Genomic DNA, 18,586 nt, shown 5'->3' with positions numbered 1-18,586 from the left:
ATCGGGTAGGCGTCTGAATCAGGACAATACGGTCGACTCGCGCTGCGTCGCGAGCTGCATGATCTTTTCCTGCGTGGCGTCGGCCGCGCGCAACTCGCCGGTCACGCGCCCTTCGCACATCACGAGAATCCGGTGGCTCATGCGCAGCACCTCGGGCAGCTCCGACGAGATCATCACGATCGCCTTGCCGTCGGCGGCGAGCGCGTCGAGCAGCTTGTAGATCTCGCTTTTCGCGCCGACGTCGATGCCGCGCGTCGGCTCGTCGAAGAACAGGATGTCGCAGTCGCGCAGCAGCCACTTCGCGATCACGATCTTCTGCTGGTTGCCGCCCGACAGCAGCCGCGCGGGCTGCGCAACCGACGGCGTGCGAATCGAAAGCTGCCGCACATACGACTGCGCGGTGTCGCGCATCTCGCGTGCATCGAGAAACACGCCGCGGCGCACGAAGCGGCGCATGCTCGACAGCGCGATGTTGTTCTGCACGTCCATCCCGACCGCGAGCCCGAAATGCTTGCGGTCCTCCGACAGATAACCGATGCCGTGCCTGACCGCGTCGGCCGGCGTGCGGATCGTCACTGGCTTGCCGTGCACGCGGATCTCGCCCGCGTCGATCGGGTCCGCGCCGAACACCGCGCGCGCAACCTCGGTGCGGCCCGCGCCCATCAACCCCGCGAAGCCGAGGATCTCGCCGCGCCGCAGCGTGAAGCCGACGTCGCGGATCGCGCGGCCGCGCGACAGGCCGCGCACGTCGAGCGCGACGTCGTTGGACGACGTCTCGGGCGGCGTACGGAACGTCGTGTCGAGCTGGCGGCCGACCATCATCGCGATGATCGCGTCCATCGACGTGCCGGCCATCGGCACGGTCGCGACGTATTTGCCGTCGCGCATCACCGTCACGCGATCGGCGATCTGGCGCAGCTCGTCCATCTTGTGCGAGATGTAGACGATGCCGACGCCGTTCGCGCGCAGGTCGCCGATGATGCGGAACAGCTCGGCGATCTCCGCGTTGTTCAGCGCGGCGGTCGGCTCGTCCATGATCAGCACGCGCGAATCGAACGACAGCGCCTTCGCGATCTCGACCATCTGCTGCTTCGCGACCGTCAGCCGGCCGACCGGCGTGCGCGGATCGAGATCGAGCCGCATCCGCGCGAAGATCGCGGCCGCGTCGCGGTTGAGCTTCTCTTCGTCGACGAACACGCCGAAGCGACCGCGCGGCTCGCGGCCGATGAAGATGTTCTGCGCGACGCTCAGGTGGTTCATCAGGTTCAGTTCCTGATGGATGATGCCGATGCCGAGCGCCTGCGCGGCACGCGGATCGGCAATCTCCACCGCGCGGCCGTCCATGCGGATCTCGCCGCCGTCCCGCTGGTACACGCCGGCGAGGATCTTCATCAGCGTCGATTTGCCGGCGCCGTTCTCGCCCATCAGCGCATGCACTTCGCCGGCGCGCAGGTCGAACCGGCAATCGTCGAGCGCCTGCACGCCCGGAAAGCGCTTGCTGACGCCGGTCAATGCGATCAGCGCGGCGGGGGCCGCGGGTGCGGCGGTCATCGGGTTCGGATCGGGTTGCATGGCGCGCCGTCCTCAGTCGATCGCACGATCGAGATGCGTATAGCCGCCATCGACGAACAGCCACTGGCCCGTCGTGTGCGATGCGCGTTCCGACAGCAGGAACACGGCCGTGTCGGCGATCTCGTCGGCCGTCGTGAAGCGCTTGCCGAGCGGCACCTTGCCGGCGATTTCCGCCAGCTTCGCGCCGGGATCGTCGAAGCCGGCGATCCAGTTCTGATAGAGCGGAGTCATCACTTCGGCGGGGATCACCGCGTTCACGCGCACGCCGTCGCCGCGCAATGCGACGGCCCACTCGCGCGTCAACGCGAGTTGCGCGCCCTTCGATGCGCAATAGCCGCTCGTGTTGCCCTGGCCGGTCACGGCCGTCTTCGACGAAATGTTGACGATCGCGCCGCGCGTCGCCTTCAGGTGCGGCACGCAGTAATGCGCCATCGCGTAGTAGTGGATCAGGTTGCGCTCGAGCGATGCGACGAACGCGTCGCGCCCGGCATCGAGGCCGATGCCGTCGTTGATGCCTGCGTTGTTGACGAGGCCGTCGATGCGGCCGAAACGCGCGACCGTCCGTGCGACGGCCTCGCGGCATTGCGCATCGTCCTGCAGCTCGACGGACACCCACGCCGCGCGCGGCTGCTTCCGCGTGAGCGCATGCCAGAACGTGTCGTCCGGCGCGTGCCGCGCGAACACCACGGGAATTGCGCGTTCGTCGGCCAGCCGCATCGAGATCGCGGCGCCGATGCCCGATGCACCGCCGGTCACGATCGCGACCTTGTCTTGCAGATTCAAATCCACTTCGCGTCTCCGTCGTTCGTGTCGTCGCCGCGCAGGCCGCGCGCGGCGCAGGGTACGTCGTGCTTCGTCGTGCGTCGTCCCTCAGCCGCGGAACCGATACCGTTCGAGCGATTCGGGCTTCATCTCGATCGAAAAACCGGGCGCCGTCGGCGGCATGTACGCCGCGCCGCGCACGACGCACGGCTCGACGAAATGCTCGTGCAGGTGATCGACGTATTCGGTCACGCGCCCTTCCTTCGTACCGGAAATGCACACGTAGTCGATCATCGACAGATGCTGCACGTATTCGCACAGCCCGACGCCGCCCGCATGCGGACACACCGGCAGCCCGTACTTCGCGGCCAGCAGCATCACCGCGAGAATCTCGTTCACGCCGCCGAGCCGGCACGCATCGATCTGCACGACGTCGATCGCGCCGCGCGCGATGAACTGCTTGAACAGCACGCGGTTCTGGCACATCTCGCCGGTCGCGACCTGCACGGGCGCGATCGCCTCGCGGATCTTGCGATGCCCTTCGACGTCGTCGGGGCTCGTCGGCTCCTCGATGAACCACGGTTTCGCGAACGCGAGCTCGCGCACCCAGTCGATCGCCTCGTCGACTTCCCACACTTGGTTCGCGTCGATCATCAGCTTGCGGTCCGGGCCGATCACCTCGCGCGCGATCGTCACGCGGCGGATGTCGTCCTCCAGGTTCGCGCCGACCTTCAGCTTCACGTAGTCGAAGCCCGCGTCCACGGCTTCGCGGCACAGCCGGCGCAGCTTGTCGTCGCTGTAGCCGAGCCAGCCGGCCGACGTCGTGTAGCACGGGTAGCCGTCGCGCTCGAGCAGCGCGATCCGGTCGGCCTTGCCGGGCGCCTGCCGGCGCAGCAGGTCGAGCGCTTCGTCCGGCGTCAGGCAGTCGGTCAGGTAGCGGAAGTCGATCGCGCGCACCAATTCCTCGGGGCTCATGTCGGCCACGAGCCGCCACAGCGGCTTGCGTTCGGCTTTCGCCCACAGATCCCACACCGCGTTGACGACGGCCCCCGTCGCCAGGTGGATCGCTCCCTTGTCGGGGCCGATCCAGCGCAACTGGCTGTCCGACGTCACGTGCCGCCAGAAGCGGCCCATGTCCTCGCAAATCCAGTCGAGGTCGAGGCCGACGACGAGATGACGCATCGCGTCGATCGCCGCGCAGCAGATTTCGTTGCCGCGCCCGATGGTGAACGTGAGCCCGTGGCCTTCGAGCCCTGCGTGGTCGGTGTCGAGCACGACGTACGCGGCCGAATAGTCCGGATCCGGGTTCATCGCATCGGAGCCGTCGAGCTGGCGCGAGGTCGGGAAGCGCACGTCGAGGACGCGCATCGATCGAATGATAGGCATGACGAACGGTCCGTTGAAGGGAATCAGGCCTGCACGGTGCGCTGACGCTGCTCGCCGAGCCCGTCGATGCCGAGCGTGATCAGTTGCCCGGCGCGCAGATAGACGGGCGGCTTCTGCCCGAGCCCGACGCCCGGCGGCGTGCCGGTCGAGATCACGTCGCCCGGTTGCAGGCTCATGAAGCGGCTCAGGTAGCTGATCAGGTGCGGCACGCGGAACACCATCGTCGCGGTCGTGCCGTTCTGGTAGCGGTGGCCGTCCACCTCGAGCCACAGCCGCAGCGCGTGCGGATCGGGCACTTCGTCGGCCGTCACGAGCCAGGGCCCGAGCGGGCCGAACGTGTCGTTGCCCTTGCCCTTGTCCCACGTGCCGCCGCGTTCGAGCTGGTATTCGCGCTCCGACACGTCGTTCACCACGCAGTAGCCGGCGACGTGCGACAGCGCATCGGCTTCGTCGATATAACGGCCGCCCTGGCCGATCACCACGCCGAGCTCGACTTCCCAGTCGGTCTTCTCCGAGCCGCGCGGAATCTCGACGTCGTCGTTCGGCCCCGAGATCGCGCTCGTCCATTTGCCGAACACGACCGGCTCCTTCGGAACGTCCATGCCCGATTCGGCCGCGTGGTCGGAGTAATTGAGCCCGATGCAGATGAACTTGCCGACGCGGCCGACGCACGCGCCGAGCCGCGGCGTGCCCTCGACGAGCGGCAGCGACGACGGCGGGATGTCGCGCAGCCGCGCGAGCGACGCCGGGGTGAGCGCATCGCCGGCGACGTCGTCGATCACGCCCGACAGGTCGCGGATCTTGCCCTGCGCATCGAGCAAGCCCGGTTTCTCGTGGTGTTTGTCGCCAAATCTCAGCAGTTTCATGGGGTTGTCCGAACGGAAACGGAAAGTGAATGGGGCGGGCCGGTCAGTTCGACACGGTCAGTTCGACCAGCCGCCGTCGATCAGATGAATCGCGCCGGTCGTGAACGACGCTTCGTCGGACGCGAGGTACAACGCGAGCGCGGCCACTTCGTCCGCGGTGCCGATGCGGCCCATCGGCTGGCGCGCGACGAAGGCCTGCCGCACGGTGTCGGTCGACACCTGGCGCGTGCGCGCCTGCTCGGCGATCCGCTGCTCGAGCGACGGCGACTCGATCGTGCCGGGGCAGATCGCGTTGCAGCGGATGCGCTGCTCGACGAAATCGGCCGCGACCGCCTTGGTCAGCCCGATCACGGCGGCCTTGGTCGTGCCGTAGACGAAGCGGTTCGGCACGCCCTTCACGCTCGACGCCGCCGACGCCATGTTGACGATCGACGCGCCGCCCGCTTCGAGCATCGCCGGCAGCAACGCGCGAATCAGCCGGTACATCGACGTGACGTTCAGGTTCAGCGAGAACGCCCACGCGTCGTCGTCGCAATCGAGGATCGAGCCGTGATGGACGAAACCGGCGCAGTTGAACAGCACGTCGAACGCCCGTTCCTGCGCGGCGAGTGCCGCGACGTCGTGCGCGTCGGTCACGTCGAGCCGCCGTGTCGCCAGCCGGCCGCCCGCGCGCTCGGCGTCGGCCGCGAGCTGCGCGAGCGCGGCCTCGTTGATGTCGGTCGCCAGCACGTCGGCGCCCTCGCTCGCGAACCGCAGCGCGGTTGCCCGGCCGATGCCCTGCCCGGCCGCCGTGACCAGCGCGTGCTTGCCCTGCAATCTCATGCGCACCTCTCCGAATAGAAGCCGGCGAACCGGCCGATTGGCACAAAGGACCAAAGGTCCAACCAATCATAGGAACAGATTCCGGATTTGTCACGGCCGCGCGATTCAGTATTTTCCCGAGCGGGAGAATCTGCCGGGCAGCGGTGCCGCAGTGGTCGATTGGCGGGCAACCCACGCCCCGGACGATCGGCTCCGCATCGCGCGAAGCCAATGCCGGCGGGCGTTTCCGCCGGTTTCCGCAGCTCGCGTCACGCCGCGGCCGGCGAACCTGACAGAAAAGTCATGTTGCTGTCAGGGTCTCAACGGGATGCGCGCGCGATCATCGTGTGGCCGGACCGCGCCTCCCGGCACACCGCACCCCCGCCCGTCGACGATCCCTGACGGGCACCTCCGTCCCCCGCGGTGGGCCCCGTGACTGAGCGAGCAGACACGGTGGGCGCGGGCCGATTTTCCGCCCCGGGCGTCCGCGTCCGGGGCGTTTTTGTCCGTCCTTTTTAAAGAAAATGCGGGTCGATTGTTTCTAAATCGGCAAAAGGTAATTTGAGCCAGACAGGATGTTTTTTCCGGTCACAGACGCTTACATTTAGCGCACCACTCATGGAAACCGCTACGGATTCGCCATCGGGTAGTGACATCCACTGCCAAGGCCGAAACCGCACGAGCTTTAGGAAACGGCAAATGAAGGCCTCTCAATCCCTGCCTGCGCTCGATCCCGCCGACGTCCACGTCGAAATTCTCGAACGTTCCGATACGCTGCTCGTCGTCCGCTGGGTCGAACCCGGCCGCTGTCATTACGGCGAGCAGCGCTGGCGCCGCCGCTTCGCGCAGCGCACCGGCACCTGTGCGCTGTCGCGCCAGGTCATCCAGCGCGGCGACGAAGTATTCCGCCCGGCCGAGCGCCCGGCACCCGCGAATGCGGCCGCGATGATCTCCGCCGCCGAAGTGCTCGGCATGGCCGGCGGCCGATAACGCGCACCGGCCGCGTGCGCGGGCCGGCTGCGTAACACGCATGCCTGCCTAGAACCGCCGGTCTAATTCCCCCGCTTGTCTGCTCCGCCTGCGCGGACTATCGTTACACCACTCAATGTAACGATTACGCGTCGTGGCGCATTGCCACGCCGAGGGAGGCAGACATGCATGCATGGAGCGCGCGCCACGTCCCGGCGCAAGGCGGCAAGGTCGCGGTCGTGACCGGCGCCAACAGCGGTCTCGGCTGGCAGATCGCGGAAACGCTCGCCGCCAAGGGCGCGACCGTCGTGATGGGTTGCCGCGATGCCGCCCGCGCCGCGCAGGCGGCCGATGCGATCCGCCGTCTTCATCCCGCTGCCCGCGTCGAAGTCGATCCGCTCGACCTCGCCGATCTCGCATCGATCCAGCGCTTCGCCGACGACGTGTCCGAACGTCACGGCCGCGTCGACATCCTCTGCAACAACGCCGGCGTGATGTTCCTGCCGCTGCGGCAGACGCGCGACGGCTTCGAAATGCAGTTCGGCACCAACCACCTCGGCCATTTCGCGCTGACCGGCCATCTGCTGCCCGCGCTGCGCGCCGCCCGCCGGGCGCGCGTCGTCACGATGTCGAGCGGCTTCAACCGCGGCGGCCGGATCCGCGTCGACGACCTGCGCGCCGCGCATCGCTACAACCGTTATCTCGCGTATTGCGACAGCAAGCTCGCGAACCTCGTGTTCGCGATCGAGTTGCAGCGCCGCTTCCAGCGCGCCGCGTTCGCGGGGATCAGCGTCGCCGCGCACCCCGGCTACGCGGCGACCAACCTGCAGTTCGCGGGCCCCGCGATGGACAGCTCGCCCGCCCGCGCCGCGCTGATGCGTGCGGCGAACCGTTATCTCGCGCAACCTGCCGACCAGGGCGCGCTGCCCGCGATTCATGCGGCGACGGCGCCCGATCTCGTCGGCGGCTCGTACATCGGCCCATCCGGCTGGTTCGAGTCGCGCGGCCTGCCGGCACCGGCAAGCGTGCCGCGTTCGGCCCGCGACGCGGCCGTGGCGGCGCTGCTGTGGGAAGCGTCGGAAGCCGCGACGGGCGTGCGTTTCCTGAGCGCGGGCGCACCCGCCGGACGGCCGCTCGCCAAGCCGTTCGACGCCGCGGCCGAGGCACGCTGAACGGCACGCCGCCGGCTCGCATATTCTTCATACTTATTACGCGGACGGAAAAGAAAGGCCGTTGAAAGACTGATTCGACGCACAACTGTTACCACCCAGGAAACAATCTATCGTCAAAATCAGCGTTTACCCTGAAGACCCCGGTGACTAAGATTTAGTCAATCGCTTAAGACATGGTGTCGAGAGCGAACCCAATAAAACACCGGAGGTCATCATGAAATCGCTCGTTTCCGCAGTTGTTGCCGCTGTCGCCCTGTCCGCTTCGTTCGGCGCTTTCGCACAAAGCACCGTGACCCGCGCACAAGTCCGCAACGAACTGGTTCAGCTCGAACAAGCCGGCTACAAGCCGGGCCTGTCGAGCCCGTACTACCCGAACGACATCCAGTCGGCGGAAGCGCGTGTTCATGGTGCCGACGCCAGCGGCTACGGCGCACAGCCGGCTCCGGTCGTCCACTCGGGCGCCCCGGCTGCCGCAGCGTCGTCGAACGCTCGCGACTCGATCTTCTTCGGCCAGTAAGCCGACGCGCCCCCGGCGGGCGCACCGCGCATCGCGCGATGAAGCTGTAACCGGACGAGCCCGCTGTGCGGGCTCGTCTTTTTTTATGAAACGCATACCTCCGCCGCCCGGCAGCGGGTGGCTTCGCCCGGGCGCGGTGCGTCCGGGCGCTTTTTCGTATGCGGGGTAGACGGGTGTATGCGGCCGGTCAGCGCGGCGCGGCCGCAGCGGGCGCCGAACGCGACAGCACGCGCCACCGCGACAGCAGCTCGTCGCGATCGACGTAGCAGCCCTGCAGATGGCGGCGCCCCGTCGATGGATCGAACTCGGTGCGCGCATGCAGCACGCGCCGGTTGTCGAACGCCCACATGTCGCCCGAACGCAGCCGCCGGTGCAAGCGAAAACGCGGCTCACGCGCGAGCGCGAGAAACCGACGGTACGCGCGATAGACGGCCGCGACCGACTCGGCCGGCGCATCGAGCGGCCCGCGCAGGAAATTCGCGACCCGCACTTCCGTCACGTTCCCGCGCGCATCCAGCCCGATCACGGGCGCCGAACAGCGGTAGTCGCTGGTCGCACTCTTGTTCCAGAACTCGAACGGCGTCGACGCCAGTTGCTCGAAATCGGCCGGATGTTCACGCCGCAGCGCATCCGCGAGCGCGAAGCCGTCGAGGAAGATGCTGTCGCCACCCGTCGCGTCGTTCGCGAGGCAATGCAGGAACTGCACGCCGGGCTGCAGCTCGCGCGTCGGCAAGTCCGTGTGCGGCGGCAGATTGAGCGACGTATAGGCATTGCTGTCCGGGCGCGGCTTCGATTCGACGTCGAACAGCACGCCGAAATTGCTCTCGCGGATCAGACCGATGCGACGCGCGATCTCGTCGACGCGACCACGCTCGGCCGGCACGCCTTCGACGAGCGTCAGCCCGGTGCGCTGCAACGCGCGCAGCCACGCAAGCAACGCGCCGTCATCCTCCATCACGTCGCGCCACGCGAACACGCCGATGGCCGTTGCATCGTCGCCGGCCCACACATGCCGTCCGTGCGCGGCCTGGCGCTCCGCGCGCGAGTCATCGTCATAAGCATGCGCACGCAACCAGCCCGGCGACCACGCGCTGCGATGGCCGTCGTTCCACTCGACATGCAGCGTGCCGTCGGCTTCGATCCGCGCGGTGTGCGCGGCCAGATCCTCGCGCGCATCGGCGATCTCGAACACCTGCTCGCGCGTGATCGCATGCACGCACGCGGAACACGCGCAGTTGTCGCGCAGCCAGTCGAAATGAAACGGCGATCGTCGCGCGTCGTGCCACGCGACGTCCACCGTACCGTCGCCGATCGCCACCGCGGCAATCGCCGCATCCCCCGAAAACGTCCGCCAGTCCTCGATACGGTGTTGCGCTGACTGCATCGCTGCCTCCCGGAAAACGCCCGCTACGCGTGTGGTGCGAGCAAGAACCCACCGACCATCCGGTGCATGCGCGCCGCCTGCGGACTCGTTCCGAGCGCGCGCCAGCAACCGTGCACCAGCCCCTCTCCCATCCAGTAACGTGCGGCGCCGCCGGCCGCGCGTATCCGTTCGACGTACACGCGCGCGTCGTCACGCAGCGGATCGTGTTCCGCGCCGATCGCAAGCACCGGCGGCAACCCGTCGAAACGCGACGCGGCAAGCGGCACCGATGCGCGCAGCAGCGGAGCGTCGTTCAACGCGGCTTCATCCGCATCGCCCCAGTACAGCGCGCGATAGTGATGAACGTCGTCGAGTGTCAGCATCGGCGCGTGCGCTTCCGTTTCGCGCGCCGGCGATTGCGGTTCGAAACCGAGCATCGGATAAACGAGTGCGATCCCGTCGATGCCGCCCTCGCCCGCATCGCGCAGCACGGTCGCGACGGCCGCCGCGAGATTGCCGCCGGCACTGTCGCCCGCGAGCGTCAGCGGGCGGGCGCATGAACCGAACGGCCAGTGTGCTGCGTCACGCGCGGCACGCGTGACGGCGAGGCAATCCTCGAGCGCGGCCGGTGCGCGATGCTCGGGTGCGAGCCGGTAGTCGACCGCGATCACGGCGAGCCCCGTGTCGGCCGCCAGTTGCGCGGTGATCAGCGCGTGACTGTCGAGCGAGCCGACGACGAAACCGCCGCCATGAAAGAACAGCACGGTGCCGCGCGGCGTACCGTGCTCGGGCGCGTAGCGCCGCAGCTTGATCGCTCGTCCGTCCGGCGCGCGCCACACTGCATCGTGCTGCACGATGCCGGCCGGCAGCGCGGCAGGCGTCCATGCGGCCGCGAAGCGATCGTAGACGCGCCGCTGCTCGCCGACCGAGCGCGCCGCCGCATCGGCCGGATACGCGGCGGCGACGGCGGCAACGAACGCCGCGATTTCGGGTTCGAGCATCGTGCGGGTTTTCCGTATCCGGAGCTAACGGCGCGGCGGCAGGCCGATCACGCGGCCCGCATACGCGGGCGCCGCGCAATCGCGCTGCAACGCGTGAAGCCCGGCCACGCGCACGGCGACGTCGTCGTCGAACGGCGCCGATTTCGCGCCGTCGCGCGTGTCGACGTGCAGCATCATCTGCTCGCTCGCCGACACCGCGCCGTCGTGCCCGTCCGCGAACAGTTCGAGATACATGTGCAGCCGCTTCGCGTCATGCGCGAACACCCGCGCATCGACGCGCACGCGCGTGCCTTCCTTGATCTCCTGCAGATAGTTCACATGCGCTTCGAGCGTGTAGACCGAGCGGCCCCGCTCGCGACGCGTGGCGTCGTCGAGACCGATGCGGTCCAGCAGCGCATCGGTCGCGAAGCTGAAGATCAGCAGATAGAACGCGTCGCGCAGATGGCCGTTGTAGTCGACCCACTCGGGCCGTACGACGTCGCGGTAGATCGTCAGCGGGGTATCGCCGGTCATGTTGTCAGTCCTCGAATCGCATCCCGTGCCGCGCCTTCACCGCGGCGATCGCCTTCAGCACCTCGGTAATGCACTCGTCGCGATAGCGCTCGAGTTCCTTGATGCTGCGCTTGCCTTGCTGCTCGCTCGTGCCTTCGACGACGCTGTCGATCAGTGCGTCGGTCAGCGTCGGCGCGACCAGCTTGGTCCATGGCAGTTCGAGCGCCGGGCCGAACTGCTGCATGAAGTGTCGCATGCCCGCGTCGCCGCCGGCCAGCGTATAGGTCAGGAACGTGCCCATGAACGACCAGCGGATGCCCGCGCCGAAGCGGATCGCGTCGTCGATCTCGCCGGTCGTCGCGACGCCTTCGTTGACCAGATGCAGCGCCTCGCGCCACAGCGCTTCGAGCAGCCGGTCCGCGATGAAGCCGGGCACTTCCTTGCGCACGTGCAGCGGCCGCATGCCGAGCTTGCGATAGATCTCCATCGCCGCTTCCACGGCTTCCGGCGACGTGCGCGCGCCGCCGAGCACTTCGACGAGCGGCAGCAGGTAGACCGGATTGAACGGATGGCCGACCACACAGCGCTCCGGATGCACCGCCCGCGCATAGAAGTCGGTCGGCAGCAGCCCCGACGTCGACGACGCGATGATCGCGTCGGGCTTCGCCGCGCGGCTGATCTGTTCGTGCAGTTCAAGCTTCAGCGCCTCGCGCTCGGGCGCGCTTTCCTGGATGAAGTCGGCGTCGGCGACGCAGGCCTCGATCGTCGATTCGAAACGCAGCCGCGCGCGATCGGCGCCCGGCGCGAGGCCGACACGTTCGAGCGCGGGCCACGCATTCGCGACGCTCGCGCGCAACCGCTCTTCCGCGCCCGGCGCCGGGTCCCAGACGACCACGTCCAGACCGTGCGCGAGCGCGCGGCAAATCCACCCGCTGCCGATCACGCCGGTGCCGATCGCGGCGAACGTCTTGATATCGGTCTTCACAGCCATGTCAACGCATCCTTCAAATCGAGGGGAATCGGACGGCGGCCGCGCTCGTGCGCGCGCCGCCGCAATAAAGCTGGATCAGTTGCAAACACTCATGCAAATTCGGTCACCGCACGGCGTTCGAGCGGACGTTCGCCGCGCGCCGGCAGGCCGAGCTTGCGACGCCCTTCGGCCGGTGTCAGCGCGCGGCCGCCGAGCCGTTCGATGACTTCCCGCGCGCGCTCGACGAGCGTGCCGTTGGTCGCATGTACGCCGCGATCGAGCCAGATGTTGTCTTCGAGGCCCACGCGCACGTGGCCGCCGAGCAGCATCGCCTGCGCCACCATCGGCATCTGCATGCGGCCGATCCCGAAGCCGGCCCAGTGCGCGCCCGGCGGCAGGTTGTCGACCATCGCCTTCATCGTGCCGGTGTCGGCCGGCGCGCCCCACGGAATGCCGAGGCACAGCTGGAACAGCGGCGGATCGTCGAGCAGACCTTCCTTCAGCAATTGCTTCGCGAACCACAGATGGCCCGTGTCGAAGATTTCCAGCTCCGGCTTCACGCCGAGTTCCTGAATGCGCTTGGCACCGGCGCGCAACTGCGCGGGCGTCGACACGTAGATGTAGTCGCCGTCACCGAAATTCAGCGTGCCGCAGTCCAGCGTGCAGATCTCCGGCAGCAGTTCCTCGACGTGCGCGAGGCGCGTGAGGCCGCCGACGAGATCGGTGCCCTTGCCGAAGCGCATCGGATCTTCGCCCGGGCCGATTTCCAGATCGCCGCCCATGCCGGCCGTCAGGTTGATGATCACGTCGACGTCGGCCGAGCGGATCCGGTCGACCACCTCGCGGTACAGGTTCGGATCGCGGCTGCCGCGGCCCGTCTGCGGATCGCGCACGTGGCAGTGCGCCACCGTCGCGCCGGCCTTCGCCGCTTCGATCGCGGCGGCCGCGATTTCCTTCGGCGTGACCGGAATCGCCGGATGCTTGCCGACCGTGTCGCCCGCACCGGTGACCGCGCAGGTGATGATGACTTCGTTGTTCATGCTGTGAGCCCTCGCTTGATTCGGATGGTGTCGCCCGATTTCCGTCGTACTGCAGATGATTCGTCGCTGCGCGCCGGGCACGCCCGGCGCGCACGGGCCGTTACAGGCCGAGATAGGCCTTCACGGCGGGCAGCCCGTCCTTGCCGTCGAACGTCTTGACGCCGGCCAGCCACGCGTCGAGCACCTGCGGATTCTTCTTCAGATACGCCTTCGCGGCGTCGGCCGGCTTCGTCTTGTTCATCACCGACTGCATCAGCCGGTTCTCGAGCTGCGTCGAGAAACGCAGGTTCTCGATCAGCTTGCCGGCATTCGGGCAGCGGGCAATGAAGTCGGGCGCCGTCAGCGTGTACACGCGCGCTTCGCCATAGTTCGGACCGAAGGACGCGTCGCCGCCGGACAGGTAGTTCATGCTGATCTGGATGTTCATCGGGTGCGGTTCCCAGCCGAGGAACACGACCCACTTCTTCTCGCGGATCGCGCGCTCGACCGTGACGAGCATCCCCGCCTCGCTCGATTCGACCAGCTTGAAGCCGCCGAGGCCGTACTGGTTCGTGTCGATCATCTTCTGGATCGTCGCGTTCGCGCTGCTGCCCGGCTCGATCCCGTAGATCTTGCCGTCGAGCTCCGCGCGGTGTTTCGCGATGTCCTCGAAGGTCTTCAGGCCGGCCTGGTATTCGTAGCTCGGCACCGCGAGCGTCGCCTTCGCACCCGACAGGTTCGGCGGTTCGACGACGTTGATCGACTTGCTGTCGAGGAACGGCTGAAGCTGCTTTTGCTGCACCGGCCACCAGTAGCCGAGCGACACGTCGAGCTGCTTGCTCTTCAGGCCGGCGAACGAGATCGGCACCGACGCGATCGTCGTCGTCGGCTTGTAGCCGAGCCCTTCGAACACCGTCGAGGCGAGCGCCGTGGTGGACGTGATGTCGGTCCAGCCGATATCCGCAAAGCGCACGTTGCGGCAGGTCGCGGCATCCGTTTCGGCCTGCGCCGCGGTCGCGAATGCGCCGGTCGCCAGCACGGCCGCGACGAACGCGGCGATCTTTGTCGACTTCATGGTTTCTCCCCTGTGGGCCGATGTGCGACGGTGCGCGGAGTGCGTCCCGGCCTGCATCGTGGGAGTAAAAGTAACGAGCCATATTGGTCGCAAGACGACCGGCGGCGACCTGTTCTTGACTATTTGCGACTATGGGTGGAAACCACTATGCACGGGCTGCGGCTTGTGCGGCGCGGGTTTGGAGCGAATCCTGATGGGCGGGGGATTGTCCGGATGCGGCGTAGGGAATGCAGGCCGGACATGCTTCGGCGGCGGCGCGCGAGCAGGTGTGACGCGGTTCCCGGCCCCGCGCGTACGGGCCGGGAACCGAAGCGTTATCGCGAGACTTCGACGTAGGTTTCCCTGCAGATCTCGCGCAGTGCCTGAACCAGCTGATCCCGCGTCGGCGCATGCGATTCGTCGGCGCGGGTAAACAGCGCGATGGGCGGCAGCGTCCAGACCAGCGAGTAAGGCACGATCGCCACCCCGGCGATGCGCACCATTTCTTCCGCGATATCGGCCGGCACGATCGACACGGCCTCGTCGCTCGACGCGATCATTTCGCCGATCAGCTTCGACGAGTAGCTTTCGACGATCGGCACCGGCGGCGCAATGCCCGCCGACAGAAACAGGTCGGTCACCTGCTCGCGCATCGGCGTATGCGGCGCGCCGAGAATCCAGTCCAGCGCGCGCAACTTCTCCCAGTCGAGCTTCGTGCGGGCCAGTTTCGCGGCCAGCCGCCGGCTCGCGATCATCCGCGGCTGCTGCCGGTACAGCACCTCGAACGACACCTGCCCCAGATCGACCGTCGACGACGCCCGCCCGATCACGAGATCGACGCTGTGATCCCGGAGCTGCAGCAGCAACTGGTCGCTGGTGCCTTCGTGAATCGTCACCGTCACGCGCCGCTCCATCCGCGATTGCAGCCGCTTGAGCGCCGCCGACAGCATCTGGCCCGAAATGAACGGGATCACGCCGATATGCAGGTGGGCCGCATGCCCGGCGGCGACCGCCTCCATCTCGCGGGCGAGGTGGTCGAGATCCTTCAGCATCGCCCTGGCCCGCTCGAGCACCACCGCGCCCAGCGCGGTCGGCCGCATCCCGCGCGACGAGCGCTCGAACAGCGGCGTGCCGAACATGCTTTCCAGCTCCGACAGCGCGTTCGTCACCGCCGGCTGGCTGCTGGCCATGTGCTCCGCGACGCGCGTCAGCGACCCGTGCTGCTGGATCTGCAGCAGCAGCATCAGGTGCCGCATCTTCAGGCGGGCACCGAGCCGCCTGACCACGTCGTTCGTGTCGAATGTCATTGACTGGTCAACCATTCATCAGGAAAAAGTGATGGACCAATATTAAAACAGAATCATCTTGTTATATCGGGTGCCTAGAATCACGCTCATGGATCGCGTCGGGACTGGCCTGGCGCACACGCCCGGACCCAAGAACATGAAACAGACAGAGACACAGCAGCAGGCAGCGTTCGACTATCACGAGTTTCCGACCCCGGGGAAGATCTCCGTCGTCGCCAGCAAGCCGCTCGTGACGCAGCGCGATCTCGCGCTCGCGTACACGCCTGGCGTCGCGAGCGTCTGCGAGTCGATCGCGGCCGAGCCGCTGAACGCGCACCGCTTCACGAGCCGCGGGAATCTGGTGGGGGTCATCACCAACGGCACCGCGGTGCTGGGCCTGGGCAACATCGGCGCGCTCGCGTCCAAGCCGGTGATGGAAGGCAAGGCCGTGCTCTTCAAGAAGTTCGCGGGCATCGACGTGTTCGACATCGAAATCAACGAAACCGACCCGGACAAGCTCGTCGACATCATCGCCGGCCTCGAACCCACCTTCGGCGGGATCAACCTCGAGGACATCAAGGCGCCGGAATGCTTCACCGTCGAGCGCAAGCTGCGCGAGCGCATGAAGATCCCCGTCTTCCACGACGACCAGCACGGCACCGCCATCACCGTCGCCGCCGCGTTCATCAACGGGCTGAAGGTCGTCGGGAAGTCGATCAAGGAAGTGAAGGTCGTGACGTCGGGCGCCGGTGCGGCCGCGCTGGCCTGCCTGGACCTGCTGGTCGACCTGGGGCTGCCGATCGAAAACGTGTGGGCGACCGATATCGAAGGCGTCGTCTATCGCGGCCGGACCACGCTGATGGACCCGGCCAAGGAACGCTTCGCGCAGGAAACCGATGCGCGCAAGCTCTCCGACGTGATCGGTGGCGCCGACGTGTTCCTCGGCCTGTCGGTCGGCGGCATCCTGAGCGCCGAGATGCTGAAGTCGATGGGCCCGCGTCCGCTGATTCTCGCGCTGGCCAACCCCACGCCGGAAATCTTCCCGGAGCTCGCCCATGCGACGCGCGACGACGTCGTGATCGCGACCGGCCGCTCGGACTTCCCGAACCAGGTCAACAACGTCCTGTGCTTCCCGTACATTTTCCGCGGCGCGCTGGATGTGGGCGCCACGACGATCACCCGCGAAATGGAAATCGCCGCGGTTCACGCGATCGCCGGCCTCGCGCAGGAAGAGCAGAACGACATCGTCGCGGCGGCCTATGGCGGCGACGAAGTGTCCTTCGGCCCGCAATACCTGATCCCGAAGCCGTTCGACCCGCGCCTGATCGTGCGTATCGCGCCGGCGGTGGCGAAGGCGGCGATCGAAGGCGGCGTGGCGACGCGCCCGCTCACGGATCTCGACGCGTACGTCGAGCAGCTGCAGCAGTTCGTCTACCACTCGGGCGCGTTCATGAAGCCGCTGTTCGCGGCCGCGCGCCAGCTCGTGCGTGACGGCGGCAAGGCGCGCATCGTGTTCACCGAAGGCGAAGACGAGCGCGTGCTGCGCGCGGTGCAGGTCATCGTCGACGAGAAGCTCGCGCGTCCAATCCTGGTCGGCCGTCCGGAAGTGCTGCTGGCCCGTATCGAGCGCTTCGGCCTGCGCCTGCGGCTCGGCGAGGACGTCGAAGTCACCAACCCGGAATACGACGAACGTTTCCCGCAATACTGGACGACGTACTGGGAACTGCGCTGCCGCGACGGTATTTCGAAGGAGATGGCGCGCGTCGAAATGCGCCGCCGCCTGACGCTGATCGGCGCGATGATGGTGCGGCTCGGCGACGCGGACGGGATGATCTGCGGGGCCGTCGGCGAATATCACAATCACCTGCGCTTCGTCGACGAAGTGATCGGCAAGAAGCCCGATGCGTCGACCTACGCGGCGATGAACATCCTGTTGCTCAATCAGCGCACGGTGGCGCTGGTCGATACGCACATCAACGACAACCCCGATGCGGAACAGATCGCGGAATACACGATCGCCGCGGCGCGCCAGATGGAGTGGCTGAATCTGACGCCGAAGGTGGCGTTGCTGTCGCGGTCGAACTTCGGGTCGGGCAGCGCGGCGTCGGGCGTGAAGATGCGCAAGGCGCTGGACATCATTCGCGTGCAGGCGCCGGATATCGAGGCGGACGGCGAAATGCACGGCGACTGCGCGCTCGACGAAGCCCTGCGGTCGCGACTGCTGCCGATGTCGCCGCTGAAGGGCGCGGCGAACCTGCTCGTGTGCCCGAACGTCGATGCGGGGAACATCGCCTACAACCTGCTGAAGACCGAAGCCGGCAGCAACGTTGCGGTCGGACCGTTCCTGCTCGGCGTGAATGCGCCGGTGAATATCCTGACCGCGAGCTCCACCGTGCGACGGATCGTGAACATGACCGCATTGACGGTGATCCAGGCGAATCGCAACGTGGCCGGCTGATCGATTCTTCGCGGCACAGTCGTTCGTCAGGCGGCGGATAGCCGGATCCGGAAGGGTTCGGCGATCCGCCGCTTTTTCGTACCGGTGCCGTTCCGGCAGGCGTGCATGGCGGCCGCATCTGTCGCGTCGGGCATTGAAGCAAAGCAAAGCCCGGTGCCCGCAGGCAAACCGCTCGCGCGGGAAGCGCGTACCATGAAGAAGCCATCGAGCGCCGGGCTTGCGTTCGTGCCCGGGCGCACCACGTCTTCCTGACTCGGAGTCCCGCCATGATCCTGTACCACTCCACTCCCGATTCGCCGGTCGTCGAAATATCCGTCGAAGGAAAAATCACCGACCACGAACTGCGCGAAACCATCGAGCGCATGCGCAGCGATCTCGAACTGAACGGCAAAACCCGCGTGCTCGAACGCATCGAACATTTCAGCGGTATCGAACCGAAGGCGTTGTGGACCGACATGACGCTCGGCGTGCCGCTCGCCCGCAAGATCACGCGGGCTGCCGTGGTGGCCGACGCGAGCTGGATTCACGCGTCGATGCATCTGGCCCGGTTCTTTACGAAGGCCGAAATCAAGGCGTTCCACGTGAACGAGCTGGAACAGGCGCGCGCCTGGGTCAACGCGTGAGAAGCCCGAACGGGCCGAGACTGGCGGAGTCGATCCGGCGCGGATAGCCCAGGTGGGCGATCGGCTCGGCAATGATGTCGTGCCGGTACGGCAGAAAGGGGCCGTGTTCTCGCGGCGCGGCCCGTGGGCGCTCATCCGGTCTCGCTCCGGACAGTTTGCGCAAGCCGCTTACATCATCGAAGATCGTTCGGCACTTCCGGGGTTGCTGCCCGACCTTCGAGGCGTGGGCCGCTTTTCGGGAAGCCGCCGAGTCACACGATGCAGGCGGCGCATGA

Annotated in this window: 18 protein-coding genes; 5 read left to right on the top strand and 13 right to left on the bottom strand. The window is 67.2% G+C overall.

The features are described 5' to 3' along the window. Positions 1-18: 18 nt before the first annotated feature. The 5 genes from BME24068_RS19635 to BME24068_RS19615 all read right to left on the bottom strand — a co-directional run bounded on the left by BME24068_RS19635 (position 19) and on the right by BME24068_RS19615 (position 5,408). Entirely contained in the window at positions 19-1,572 is a 1,554-nt protein-coding gene (locus BME24068_RS19635; RefSeq protein ID WP_096501738.1) for a sugar ABC transporter ATP-binding protein, read from the bottom strand. A gap of 12 nt (positions 1,573-1,584) precedes the next feature. Then, positions 1,585-2,361 carry an SDR family oxidoreductase gene (locus BME24068_RS19630; protein WP_174927091.1) on the bottom strand — a complete coding sequence of 259 codons (777 nt, stop codon included), beginning with the start codon at positions 2,359-2,361 and terminating at the stop codon, positions 1,585-1,587. 81 nt (positions 2,362-2,442) lie between these two features. Continuing rightward, positions 2,443-3,720, bottom strand: coding sequence for an L-fuconate dehydratase (locus BME24068_RS19625; protein ID WP_174927090.1), 1,278 nt, complete (start codon positions 3,718-3,720; stop codon positions 2,443-2,445). A 23-nt stretch (positions 3,721-3,743) separates the two neighbouring features. Next, positions 3,744-4,586 carry an ureidoglycolate lyase gene (locus BME24068_RS19620; RefSeq protein ID WP_174927089.1) on the bottom strand — a complete coding sequence of 281 codons (843 nt, stop codon included), beginning with the start codon at positions 4,584-4,586 and terminating at the stop codon, positions 3,744-3,746. 57 nt (positions 4,587-4,643) lie between these two features. Then, complete coding sequence (locus tag BME24068_RS19615; protein ID WP_174927088.1) at positions 4,644-5,408, bottom strand: SDR family oxidoreductase; 765 nt, start codon at positions 5,406-5,408, stop codon at positions 4,644-4,646. Between the two features lie 678 nt (positions 5,409-6,086). On the opposite strand from BME24068_RS19615, the gene BME24068_RS19610 reads away from it, so the two are divergent. The 3 genes from BME24068_RS19610 to BME24068_RS19600 all read left to right on the top strand — a co-directional run bounded on the left by BME24068_RS19610 (position 6,087) and on the right by BME24068_RS19600 (position 8,045). Then, positions 6,087-6,377: a DUF3331 domain-containing protein gene (locus tag BME24068_RS19610; RefSeq protein ID WP_096501748.1), complete on the top strand. Its 291-nt coding sequence runs from the start codon at positions 6,087-6,089 to the stop codon at positions 6,375-6,377. A 164-nt stretch (positions 6,378-6,541) separates the two neighbouring features. Next, positions 6,542-7,528 (top strand): oxidoreductase, encoded by a 987-nt coding sequence (locus BME24068_RS19605; RefSeq protein WP_174927087.1) that lies wholly within the window; start codon positions 6,542-6,544, stop codon positions 7,526-7,528. A gap of 214 nt (positions 7,529-7,742) precedes the next feature. After that, entirely contained in the window at positions 7,743-8,045 is a 303-nt protein-coding gene (locus BME24068_RS19600) for a DUF4148 domain-containing protein (RefSeq protein WP_096501752.1), read from the top strand. 187 nt (positions 8,046-8,232) lie between these two features. Here BME24068_RS19600 and BME24068_RS19595 read toward each other — a convergent pair whose 3' ends face one another. The 7 genes from BME24068_RS19595 to BME24068_RS19565 form a co-directional block, all read right to left on the bottom strand. After that, complete coding sequence (locus BME24068_RS19595; protein ID WP_096501754.1) at positions 8,233-9,429, bottom strand: TauD/TfdA family dioxygenase; 1,197 nt, start codon at positions 9,427-9,429, stop codon at positions 8,233-8,235. 23 nt (positions 9,430-9,452) lie between these two features. After that, positions 9,453-10,409: an alpha/beta hydrolase gene (locus BME24068_RS19590; protein WP_174927086.1), complete on the bottom strand. Its 957-nt coding sequence runs from the start codon at positions 10,407-10,409 to the stop codon at positions 9,453-9,455. 24 nt (positions 10,410-10,433) lie between these two features. After that, the gene (locus BME24068_RS19585) at positions 10,434-10,922 is read right to left on the bottom strand and encodes a thioesterase family protein (RefSeq protein ID WP_174927085.1); all 489 of its coding nucleotides are present in this window, start codon (positions 10,920-10,922) and stop codon (positions 10,434-10,436) included. Between the two features lie 4 nt (positions 10,923-10,926). Next, entirely contained in the window at positions 10,927-11,892 is a 966-nt protein-coding gene (locus BME24068_RS19580; RefSeq protein WP_174927084.1) for an L-carnitine dehydrogenase, read from the bottom strand. Between the two features lie 89 nt (positions 11,893-11,981). Next, positions 11,982-12,911 carry a 3-dehydrocarnitine:acetyl-CoA trimethylamine transferase CdhC gene (gene cdhC, locus BME24068_RS19575; RefSeq protein ID WP_096501762.1) on the bottom strand — a complete coding sequence of 310 codons (930 nt, stop codon included), beginning with the start codon at positions 12,909-12,911 and terminating at the stop codon, positions 11,982-11,984. A gap of 100 nt (positions 12,912-13,011) precedes the next feature. Next, positions 13,012-13,965, bottom strand: a complete 954-nt coding sequence (locus tag BME24068_RS19570; RefSeq protein ID WP_096501764.1) for a choline ABC transporter substrate-binding protein — start codon at positions 13,963-13,965, stop codon at positions 13,012-13,014. A gap of 314 nt (positions 13,966-14,279) precedes the next feature. After that, positions 14,280-15,251 carry a LysR substrate-binding domain-containing protein gene (locus tag BME24068_RS19565; RefSeq protein WP_174927083.1) on the bottom strand — a complete coding sequence of 324 codons (972 nt, stop codon included), beginning with the start codon at positions 15,249-15,251 and terminating at the stop codon, positions 14,280-14,282. Positions 15,252-15,387: 136 nt separating this feature from the next. On the opposite strand from BME24068_RS19565, the gene BME24068_RS19560 reads away from it, so the two are divergent. Next, complete coding sequence (locus BME24068_RS19560; RefSeq protein ID WP_174927151.1) at positions 15,388-17,688, top strand: NADP-dependent malic enzyme; 2,301 nt, start codon at positions 15,388-15,390, stop codon at positions 17,686-17,688. A 26-nt stretch (positions 17,689-17,714) separates the two neighbouring features. Here BME24068_RS19560 and BME24068_RS35075 read toward each other — a convergent pair whose 3' ends face one another. Next, complete coding sequence (locus BME24068_RS35075) at positions 17,715-18,107, bottom strand: hypothetical protein (RefSeq protein ID WP_239007826.1); 393 nt, start codon at positions 18,105-18,107, stop codon at positions 17,715-17,717. On the opposite strand from BME24068_RS35075, the gene BME24068_RS19555 reads away from it, so the two are divergent. Then, on the top strand, positions 17,997-18,311 hold the full coding sequence (locus BME24068_RS19555; protein WP_244962175.1) for a SpoIIAA family protein: 315 nt from the start codon (positions 17,997-17,999) through the stop codon (positions 18,309-18,311). The two genes, BME24068_RS35075 and BME24068_RS19555, sit on opposite strands and share 111 nt — an antisense overlap. Positions 18,312-18,586: the final 275 nt, after the last annotated feature.

The organism is Burkholderia anthina (genome assembly GCF_902498995.1).
Classification (GTDB): Bacteria; Pseudomonadota; Gammaproteobacteria; order Burkholderiales; family Burkholderiaceae; genus Burkholderia; species Burkholderia anthina.
The sequence above is the reverse complement of the archived record's forward strand: the minus strand, read 5'-3'. Positions and strand labels throughout refer to the sequence as shown.